Here is a 9,455-nt window from a genome sequence, read left to right as displayed (position 1 = left end):
TTTTTCCATTTCCAATCTTGCAATTTTTACGAAAGTGGGTATAATAGACTATATCGTGAAGGGAATTTCCTTCCATAGATGATTGTAGATACCGCATAATACCTATTATGGGGTATTTTTTTATTTATCCGTTTCTCACGGCTAACCAAACACCAGCTTCATCCGCGACAGCTGCCTCCTGGGCTGGCTCTCCGTGCCCGCGGTGTATATTCGTGTCGTATTGATATTGGAGTGTCCCAGCAAATCCATCAGCCGCACCACATCCTTTTCAATCCTGTAAAATGTCCTGGCAAACAGATGACGGAAATTGTGAGGGAACACCTTCCTCTCGTCCACTCCGGCTTCCCGGCCCAGCTCCTTCATTTTCTTGTTGATATTGCTCCGGTCCATCGGCCGTCCATTCCTCGTGATGAAAATGCTTCCGCCTGTAATCCCCATTCTCCGGCAATACTTTTTCAACACCTTCACCAGCTCCGCCGGCAGCAGTGCGACTCTTGATTTCCCCTTATTGTAAATCTCCGCCCGGCCATGTTCTAAGGACTCCACCGTGATAAACCGAAGCTCGCTGATTCGAATGCCCGTACTTCCAATGGTTTGAAGCAGCATGCTCATCCGGCTGTCGCCCTTTCTCTCCGCCGCCTGCACCAGCCGCCCGTACTCCTTCTCGGTCAGTTCCTTCTCCGGCTCGCAAAACTGGACGCGCTGAATCTTAAACAGTTTGACCTTGTACTCCTCACATCCCAGATACTCAAAAAAACTGTTGATGGCCGCCAGCATGGAATTGGCGCTGGTGGTTTTGTAATGCTCGTTGAGATACCGCTTGTATTCCAATACCTGCTCCTTGTCAAATTCCTGTACTCCCCACTCCCCCAGATAATCCCAAAATTTCCTCACATCCCGGAGATATTTCTCCACCGTGGCACGGCTTTTTTCCCCATCCTTCAGATACCGCTCATATTGAATAAGCGCCTCCTCCGTAACGGAGTTTCTAAATTTACTCTCTTTCATTTTATAAAAATCCTCCTCTTCTTATTTAGGTTTCCGTCAACTGCTGGTATTAATTTTAAAACCTTTTTACTTTCCTGTCAAAACCTTGTTTTAATCCTGCCGTCCGTATATAATAATGAGACAATAACACCAACGCAAAAACGCAGAATAAGAAAGAGGATGGTAAATGCAATGAAACGTATTTTCCTCGTGGAAGACGATTTGAGTTTTATCAGTGGTTTGTCCTTCGCGATCAAGAAGCAGGGGTATGAACTGGAGATTGCCCGCACCTGCCTGGAGGCGGAGGCATTATGGATAAATGGGAACTATGATTTGGTGATTCTGGATGTGTCGCTTCCCGACGGTTCCGGGTACGATTTGTGCAGGCGCATCCGCCAGACATCGACAGTGCCTATCATGTTTCTCACCGCGGCCGATGAGGAGACGGACATCACCATGGGGCTGGATATCGGCGGCGACGACTATATCACAAAACCGTTCAAGCTGGCCGTCTTTCTGTCAAGAATCAATGCTCTGCTCCGCAGAAGTGATCATTTCAGCCAGCCGGCCACCAAGCTTACTTCCAACGGCATAACCGTCGATCGTTTAAAAGGCGAAGTCTACAAAAATGGACAGCTCCTCGATTTAACCGCAGGCGAGTACAAGCTGCTGTGCCTGTTTATGGAGCATCCGGATATTGTCCTTTCGCCGGAGCAGATTCTGGGCCGGCTGTGGGACTGCAATGACAACTATATTGACAACAATACCCTCACCGTCTATATCCGGAGACTGCGCACAAAGATTGAGGATCATCCGGGTGACCCCAAACGAATCGTGACGGTCCGGCGCATGGGCTACAAATGGAATCCAATGGATTGAGGTGCCATATGAGACTACTATCTAACAGACATATCAAATCGCTGTTTTGCCGGGAGCTCCTGCTTTTGCTGGCCTGCGTCCTGCTCTCCGCTGTCATCATCGGTCTGGGGCCGGAGCACGCAGTACTCTATGTGCTGGCCAGCTTTCTCTGTACGGGGCTCCTGATGCTGGCCATCCTCTACCGCTATTTCACAGAGCAGAGCCGTGTGATAGACCATGCCGCTGCCCAAATCCGGGAATATCTCTCCGGTAATCCGCAGGCGCGCATCGACTGTGAGGAGGAGGGGGAACTGTACCGGCTGTTTCACGAAGTAAACTCCCTGGCTACTATCTTAAACGCCCATGCAGAGCAGGAAAAGAAGGCCAATCTCTTTTTAAAAGACACTCTGTCCGACATTTCCCATCAACTGAAAACGCCTCTGGCGGCCCTGCATGTCTACAACGGGATTATCCAGGAGGAAGCCGGCGAATCACCGGCCGTCCAGGAATTTGCCACTCTGTCCGAGCAGGAGCTGGACCGAATCACCGTGCTGGTACAGAACCTTTTGAAAATCGCCAGATTTGACGCCGGGACCACTGTCATGGAAAAAAATATGGAGCAGGTAGCCGACATGATGAGATGCATTGAGCAGCATTTCTCCTACCGGGTCAGACAGGAACATAAGAAACTTTCGCTGTCCGGTGACGACACGGTATCCCTCTGGTGTGACCGCGGCTGGCTCATGGAAGCCGTCAGCAATCTTGTAAAAAATGCCTTCGACAACACCGGCAGCGGCGCCGACATCCGCCTGGAATGGAAACATTTTGCATCCACGGTTCAAATCACCGTAAAAGATAACGGAAATGGCATCCCCCCGGAGGATTTCCCCCATATTTTCAAACGTTTTTATCGCAGCCGTTTCTCGAAGGACACCCAGGGAATCGGCCTTGGACTTCCCCTTGCCAAATCGATTATCGAAGCCCATGACGGCACCATCGAGGTGGACAGCGAGCCGGGGATTGGCACTGCCTTTACCATTCATCTCCCTATTCCTACAAAATTGTAGGATACGTGTCATCTGGCAGTAAGGTTGGTGTGATAACCTTTTCATATCAAAATAGAAAGAGGTTTACCCCTATGAATTTATTGGAAGTCAAATCAATTTCAAAGACCTATGGCAGCGGGGAAGCCGCCGTACACGCACTAAAGAACGTCAGCTTTTCCGTCCCGAAGGGCGAGTTTGTGGCGATCGTCGGGGAGTCCGGCTCCGGCAAGAGTACCCTCTTAAATATGATTGGCGCCCTTGACACACCTACCTCCGGAAATGTGCTGATTGACGGCAGGGATATTCTGTCCCTGGATGACAGCCGCCTGACCATCTTCCGGCGGAGAAATATCGGATTCATTTTCCAGAGTTTTAATCTGATTCCGGAGCTGAACGTGGAGCAGAATATCCTGTTTCCCGTTCTCCTTGACTATCAGAAGCCGGATAAATCCTATCTGGAGGAGCTGCTCTTGGTGCTGAATTTAACGGAGCGCCGCCACCACCTCCCCAGCCAATTGTCCGGCGGGCAGCAGCAGCGTGTCGCCATCGGGCGGGCGCTGATGACACGGCCGGCCCTGATTCTGGCCGATGAGCCAACCGGAAATCTGGACACCCAGAACAGCCGTGAGGTCATCGCCCTGTTGAAGGAGGCCGCCAAAAAATATGAGCAGACCATCATCATGATTACCCACAGTCGAAGTATCGCCCAGTCCGCAGACCGGGTGCTTCAGGTGTCTGACGGTGTTCTCACCGATTTTGGGGGGTATCGCGGATGAAAAGTTATCTCAGTCTTATTCCCATATCCGCACGTGTCCACCGGCGGCAAAACCGCATGACACTTTTATGCATCATCTTTGCCGTGTTTCTGGTGACTGCCGTTTTCAGCATGGCGGATATGGGTGTCCGCATGGAGAGAGCCTCGCTGCTGGCCAAACATGGCAGCTGGAACGTGATGCTGAAACAGATACCGGCACGTGACGTCAACCAAATTAGCTCCATGCCCGGCATTTCCTCCATATCCGTGTCCGATGCGGCAAATGAGAACCAGACCGCGTTTTCCGAGACCAGTGACGGAAACCACCAGGCGTCCGATCCCGTCTACTACGTTTATTTTCAGGAAAATGTGAACGTTAAGAAGCAGATTGCCGCTCTGAAGGAACAGTATGGGCTGACAGAGGAACAGATCGAAATCAACAAGGTGTCTCTGGGACTGGCAGACTTTGCTAATAATACGATGGTTCAGTCTCTCTACTTCGCCGCCGCGGTACTGTTTGTGCTGATACTGATTGCCGGAGTTCTGATGATTTCGAGCAGTATCAACAGCAATGTCGCCCAGAGAACCAAGTTTTTCGGCATGATGCGCTGTATTGGGATGAGCCGGCGGCAGATTGTCCGCTTTGTCAGGCTGGAGGCCCTGAACTGGTGCAAAACATCGGTTCCGGCCGGTATCCTCCTTGGCATCGTCACTACTTGGGGATTGTGCGCTGCCCTGCGCTTTCTGGTCGGCGAAGAATTTTCCGCTATCCCGCTGTTTGGAATCAGCCCCATTGGGATTGTCAGCGGGGCGGTCGTTGGCGTTATCACGGTTCTCATTGCCGCAAGGTCTCCGGCCAAACGGGCTTCCCGGGTATCTCCGGTAACGGCCGTCTCCGGCAATTCGGACAGCGCCGCACAGACTTCCCATCCGGTGCGGTTTTGCATGTTTAAAATCGAGACTGCCCTTGGCATCCATCACGCCGTGTCCGCAAAGAAAAACTGGCTGCTGATGACTGGCTCCTTTGCGCTCAGCATCATTCTTTTTTTGAGTTTTTCCGTGTTGATTGAGTTTGTGGGGTTCCTGATGCCACAGTTGTCCAATGCCTCTGACATCAACATTTCCAGCAGTGACGGCTCCAATTCCATTGACCATGCACTGGCTGATGAAATCGGCGGCATGGATGGGGTGAAGCGTGTGTTTGGCCGCATGAGCCAGTTTGATGTTCCGGCCGGGATAACCGGTGGGGTCACTGCGGAAGGCGGGGTCGATCTCATTTCCTATGGTGAATTTGATTTGGATTGTCTGATGAAAGACAGGCAGCTTAAAAAGGGCAGTGATATCTCAAAGGTGTACGGCGACAGCCGCTATGTCCTTGCGACATGGGACAGGGACAGCCAGCTAAAGATTGGGGATACCGTTTTGATAGGGGATGAAACGCTGGAGATTGCCGGTCTGCTGAACTTTGACCCGTTTAACGAGGATGGAACGACCGGCGGAAAAATAACGCTTATCACTTCGGAGCAGACGTTCACGCGTCTGACCGGCGTCAGCGATTATTCCCTTCTGTTCATCCAGACAGCGAGACGGGTGACGGATGCGGATGTGGAAGCAATCCGCAATATGTTGGATGAAACCTTTGTGTTCCACGACAGGCGGGACCAGCGCACCACCAGCACCTATCTGGCATTTTTATTCTTTGTATATGGATTTTTGGCAATTATCACGCTGGTTACCGTGCTCAATATTATGAACAGCATTTCCATGAGTGTGACCGCGAGAATCAAGCAGTACGGAGCCATGCGGGCGGTGGGCATGAACGGGCGACAGATAACGAAAATGATAGCCGCAGAGACGCTTACGTATGCGGTGTCCGGCTGTGCTGTTGGATGTGCGTTCGGCCTGGTACTGAGCAGGATGCTATATAACTTCCTCATAGCCAGCCATTTCCAGTATGCGGTCTGGAGCGTGCCTGTGAGGCCGTTGATAATCATCCTTCTGTTTGTGCTGGCCGCGGCCGGCGCCGCTGTGTATGCACCGGCAAAACGGATTCGGAATATCTCGGTGACGGAGACGATAAATGAATTGTAAATGGCGGGTGTGTTGCTGTATTGGGATGTGGGATGGAAAAGAAGAAGCTTAAAAATATGGGTTTTAACTTGACATTTGGTACCTCCTATGATATCCTTGCTTTACATACATACGTTGGTATGTAAAGCAGGGAGGTAATTCACGATGCCAAGAAACAAATATCCGGAAGAGACTGTAACCCGTATTTTAGATGTCTCGCTGAAACTATTCTCTGAGCAGGGCTACAATCAGGTGAAAATGCAGGATATTGTTGATGCCCTTGGAGGATTGACAAAAGGCGCGGTCTACCATCATTTTAAAAATAAAGAAGACATTTTTGACGCCCTGTTAGACCGCTACTACTACGCTTTAGAGCCAATGCACGCCATCCAAAACAGCGATTTAAGCGGCTTGGAAAAACTGAAAAAAGTTGTCCTTCAGGGTCTGGGCGACAGCATACGAAACCGGGAAATCTTCGCACTCTCAGACGGGCTGCTCAAAACACCGCGTTTTCTCCTCCGGCAGATGGAAGACTGCCAAACGAAGGTTGCCCCAATTTTTCTGAGTATTATAGAGCAGGGTAATGACGACGGCTCCCTGCATGCCGCCTATCCCAAACAGGCGGCCGATTGCTTTGCATTGCTGGTAAATATCTGGATGAATCCGGCTATTTACCCTGCCGATGAGGACGAATATCTTCAAAAAATTCTGCAGTTTCAAATTCTGTTAAACGGTATGGGTCTGCCTGTCATTGACGACTCCGTACTGGAAGAATTTCAAAAACTGCGCAGAAATCTGTAATAAAAATAGCCTGCCCAGGAAAGGGCAGATTATTTTTATCATTATACATACGTACGAACGTATATAAGAGGGAGGTAACGCGAATGTCATCACTTGCCATTCAAACAAATGGACTGTCAAAAACATTAGGAAGCACTCAGGTAATTCAATCATGTGATATGCATGTCACAAAACATACGATTTACGGATTCCTGGGGGAAAATGGGGCCGGTAAAACCACCTTATTTAAAATGCTGGCTGGCATTTTGACACCAACATCCGGAACTGCCACTATTTTGGGCTATGATGTGGTTACACAGACATCAGAAGTATTAAAGCAGATTGGAACGCTCATAGAAACTCCTGTATTTTACGAGCATTTAAGCGCTGCTGAAAACCTGAAACTTCATCTTGCCTATATGGGAATGGAAGGACTCACTCCACAAACCGCCCTGACCATGGTGGGTCTTCCCGATACCGGAAAACGGGCGGTGTCAAAATTTTCTCTGGGGATGCGTCAGCGCCTGGCGATTGCCAGGGCACTCAGTCACCGGCCGAAGCTGTTAATTCTGGATGAACCGATTAATGGCCTAGATCCCGCCGGCATCAGGGAAATGCGGGAATTATTTTCCAGTCTTGTCACACAGCATCAGATGACGATTCTGCTATCCAGCCACATTCTTTCGGAAATAGAGCAGGTTGCGGATACGATTGGATTCATCTCCAAAGGCAGACTGCTTGAAGAAACGTCCCTGGCCGACCTGCGGGAACGGTATCCTGCTGGATTGGAACACTATTTTATGAAGAAACGGGAGGAACGATAAGATGTTACATTTATTTACCTTGGAATTTCGCCGGAACCCCATCAAAAAGTATCTGCTGATTATTCTTACCACGGCCGCATTTTTATTGGGATTAACGTACCTGTTTGCCTATATTCCTCACAAAAACAGCGCCATCCCCCTGGGGATGGCCATCGTTCATGCAATTGCACCTGTTTTCTCTAATTACAAAACCATTGCTGCTCTGACCAGCATTCTCAGTATGGTTTGTTTTGCAGTATTTTCCGCTGCAGTTTTCAATCAATTTATTATTCATGATTTTACGGGAAAACGATTTTACCTTCTTTTGTCCTACCCGATAAAAAACAGTACTATCTTTCTTGTGAAAGCAGTGACAGCAGTAATTCTCTCCATCTCTGCCATGCTGTTATGCAATCTCCTTGTATTCACTTTTTTTTACTATACCGAAACGATTTTCCCTATGGTAAAAGGGGATGCCATTTCCGCCAGCCTATTTTATGATACCGGAAAACTTTCCCTGCTGTTTTCCGTGATTGCAGCAGCAATCGGCCTCATTTCCATGCAGATTGGATTTGTTAAAAAATCATCACACATAACCTTAATTGTCTCCTTTGCCTTTTCCGTACTGTTAAGCAATCTACTGGACGTCTCTCTTTTGGCTGACCTGAATGCCGCAGTGGCTGGTTTTACTGCTTTCGCCATCGTTTTGTCTTTGGCTGGCGCCATTTTTACCTTAATACTGATACCAAAAATCAATCAAATGGAGGGGGAATAAATGCATCTGTACCCATTATGGAACAAAAATTTTACCCTTGTCGTCATTGGACAAATTATATCGCTGTTTGGCAATGCGATTTTACGATTCGCCCTACCCCTTTATCTTCTGGATTTGACAGGCTCCTCCTCCATCTATGGCGCTGTGCTGGCCTGCTCCACTATTCCAATGATTGTACTCTCTCCCGTTGGCGGAATCCTGGCTGACCGTGTCAACAAGCGCAACATTATGGTTTTTCTGGATTTTTTTACAACAGTTGTGATTCTCGTTTTTTCCGTGTGTTTTGGCAGGATAAACGGTGTCATTTTGATTTTAAGTATCATGATAATCCTGTATGCCATACAAGGTACCTATCAGCCCACCGTACAGTCGAGTATTCCAAGTCTTGTGAATGGAGAACATCTGCTGGGTGCAAATGCCATCATCAACCAGGTAAACTCTCTTTCCGGAATCTTAGGGCCGGTTATCGGTGGATTTCTATATGGAGTCTGGGGTCTGCCTCCCATTCTGCTTATTGCAGGTATTTTCTTCTTTTCTTCGGCAGTATTGGAGCTGTTTATCCGCATCCCCTGCCTTCCCAAGAAATCTGATGATGGCATTCTAGCCTCTGTGATAACAGACTTTCGGGAGAGTATTCAATTTGTCCGTCATGAAAAACCGGTTATTTGGAACGTCATGTGTATCGTAGCTGTTTTTAATCTGTTTTTAACATCCATGCTGCTGGTTGGAATGCCCGTTTTGATTACCCAGATTCTCAACCTGTCAAGCCAGCTCTATGGATATGCCCAAGGCGCTTTGATGACTGGCGGAATTATTGGCGGAGTTGTTGTGGGGGCCTATGGTGGACGTATCAAACTCCACCAATCACACCTGCTTCTGTTCGGAACGGCGCTTACCATTCTGCCGATTGGAATGGTGCTGTTTCTTGACGCGCCCGCTGCCATCTGCTATATTGCCATTTCCGTGTGTGCCTTTATGTTTATGATGATTTCCACGATTTTCAGCATTCAAATGCTGGCATTTATTCAGAAGGAAACGCCGCCTCATTTGATTGGCAAAGTGATATCCTGCGTGTTAATGATGTCCCTATGCGCACAGCCAATCGGCAATGCCATGTATGGTCTCTTATTTGAATGGTATGCTGCAATGCCATGGGTTGTGGTTTTTGGGGTTTTGGGAATCTCTATTCTCATTTCGGTCCTATCAAAAAAAGTATTTCTTACAATGAAATAATTAATATCATAAATGAAGGCAGTATCATGAGATATGTTCATGATACTGCCTTCCCTTTTAACCTTGGATGCCGAGAGTTTCGGCGATGCGCTCTTTGGTGCGCTCACACTGGTTGCGGCCGTAAATGATGTCGCTGACGGTGGAGTTGG

The 9,455-nt window shown here is 48.6% G+C and carries 9 protein-coding genes and 1 pseudogene; 8 read left to right on the top strand and 2 right to left on the bottom strand.

Annotated elements, in window-relative coordinates; all coding sequences use genetic code 11:
- Nucleotides 1-141: 141 nt before the first annotated feature.
- On the bottom strand, nucleotides 142-1,008 hold the full coding sequence (locus ACLTD4_RS31440) for a tyrosine-type recombinase/integrase (protein ID WP_412331864.1): 867 nt from the start codon (nucleotides 1,006-1,008) through the stop codon (nucleotides 142-144).
- Nucleotides 1,009-1,179: 171 nt separating this feature from the next.
- Between ACLTD4_RS31440 and ACLTD4_RS31435 the strand changes: the two genes are divergently transcribed.
- The 8 genes from ACLTD4_RS31435 to ACLTD4_RS31400 all read left to right on the top strand — a co-directional run bounded on the left by ACLTD4_RS31435 (nucleotide 1,180) and on the right by ACLTD4_RS31400 (nucleotide 9,306).
- The gene (locus ACLTD4_RS31435) at nucleotides 1,180-1,866 is read left to right on the top strand and encodes a response regulator transcription factor (RefSeq protein WP_006781234.1); all 687 of its coding nucleotides are present in this window, start codon (nucleotides 1,180-1,182) and stop codon (nucleotides 1,864-1,866) included.
- Nucleotides 1,867-1,874: 8 nt separating this feature from the next.
- Complete coding sequence (locus ACLTD4_RS31430; protein WP_138669573.1) at nucleotides 1,875-2,912, top strand: sensor histidine kinase; 1,038 nt, start codon at nucleotides 1,875-1,877, stop codon at nucleotides 2,910-2,912.
- A gap of 71 nt (nucleotides 2,913-2,983) precedes the next feature.
- Nucleotides 2,984-3,667: an ABC transporter ATP-binding protein gene (locus tag ACLTD4_RS31425; protein ID WP_006781232.1), complete on the top strand. Its 684-nt coding sequence runs from the start codon at nucleotides 2,984-2,986 to the stop codon at nucleotides 3,665-3,667.
- On the top strand, nucleotides 3,664-5,736 hold the full coding sequence (locus ACLTD4_RS31420; RefSeq protein WP_412331863.1) for an ABC transporter permease: 2,073 nt from the start codon (nucleotides 3,664-3,666) through the stop codon (nucleotides 5,734-5,736). Before ACLTD4_RS31425 ends, ACLTD4_RS31420 begins: the two co-directional genes overlap by 4 nt.
- 144 nt (nucleotides 5,737-5,880) lie before the next feature.
- Nucleotides 5,881-6,516: a TetR/AcrR family transcriptional regulator gene (locus tag ACLTD4_RS31415; protein WP_138669575.1), complete on the top strand. Its 636-nt coding sequence runs from the start codon at nucleotides 5,881-5,883 to the stop codon at nucleotides 6,514-6,516.
- 83 nt (nucleotides 6,517-6,599) lie between these two features.
- The gene (locus ACLTD4_RS31410) at nucleotides 6,600-7,319 is read left to right on the top strand and encodes an ABC transporter ATP-binding protein (RefSeq protein WP_006781228.1); all 720 of its coding nucleotides are present in this window, start codon (nucleotides 6,600-6,602) and stop codon (nucleotides 7,317-7,319) included.
- A 1-nt stretch (nucleotide 7,320) separates the two neighbouring features.
- Nucleotides 7,321-8,073, top strand: a complete 753-nt coding sequence (locus tag ACLTD4_RS31405; protein WP_006781227.1) for a hypothetical protein — start codon at nucleotides 7,321-7,323, stop codon at nucleotides 8,071-8,073.
- Nucleotides 8,074-9,306 (top strand): MFS transporter, encoded by a 1,233-nt coding sequence (locus tag ACLTD4_RS31400; RefSeq protein WP_006781226.1) that lies wholly within the window; start codon nucleotides 8,074-8,076, stop codon nucleotides 9,304-9,306.
- 57 nt (nucleotides 9,307-9,363) lie between these two features.
- Here the strand turns inward: ACLTD4_RS31400 and ACLTD4_RS31395 are convergent.
- A pseudogene (locus tag ACLTD4_RS31395) lies at nucleotides 9,364-9,455 on the bottom strand (XRE family transcriptional regulator); the annotation flags it as partial.

The sequence above is a fragment of the Hungatella sp. genome (assembly GCF_046966825.1).
Note: the sequence above shows the minus strand (reverse complement) of the source record. Positions and strands in the feature narration are given on the sequence as shown.

What these genes read in the sequence shown, in the direction of transcription:
- ACLTD4_RS31400 (WP_006781226.1), top strand. Translation starts at nt 8,074, where the DNA reads ATGCATCTGTACCCATTATGGAACAAAAATTTTACCCTTGTCGTCATT.
- ACLTD4_RS31425 (WP_006781232.1), top strand. Translation starts at nt 2,984, where the DNA reads ATGAATTTATTGGAAGTCAAATCAATTTCAAAGACCTATGGCAGCGGG.
- ACLTD4_RS31415 (WP_138669575.1), top strand. Translation starts at nt 5,881, where the DNA reads ATGCCAAGAAACAAATATCCGGAAGAGACTGTAACCCGTATTTTAGAT.
- ACLTD4_RS31435 (WP_006781234.1), top strand. Translation starts at nt 1,180, where the DNA reads ATGAAACGTATTTTCCTCGTGGAAGACGATTTGAGTTTTATCAGTGGT.
- ACLTD4_RS31410 (WP_006781228.1), top strand. Translation starts at nt 6,600, where the DNA reads ATGTCATCACTTGCCATTCAAACAAATGGACTGTCAAAAACATTAGGA.
- ACLTD4_RS31405 (WP_006781227.1), top strand. Translation starts at nt 7,321, where the DNA reads ATGTTACATTTATTTACCTTGGAATTTCGCCGGAACCCCATCAAAAAG.
- ACLTD4_RS31430 (WP_138669573.1), top strand. Translation starts at nt 1,875, where the DNA reads ATGAGACTACTATCTAACAGACATATCAAATCGCTGTTTTGCCGGGAG.
- ACLTD4_RS31440 (WP_412331864.1), bottom strand. Translation starts at nt 1,008, where the DNA reads ATGAAAGAGAGTAAATTTAGAAACTCCGTTACGGAGGAGGCGCTTATT.
- ACLTD4_RS31420 (WP_412331863.1), top strand. Translation starts at nt 3,664, where the DNA reads ATGAAAAGTTATCTCAGTCTTATTCCCATATCCGCACGTGTCCACCGG.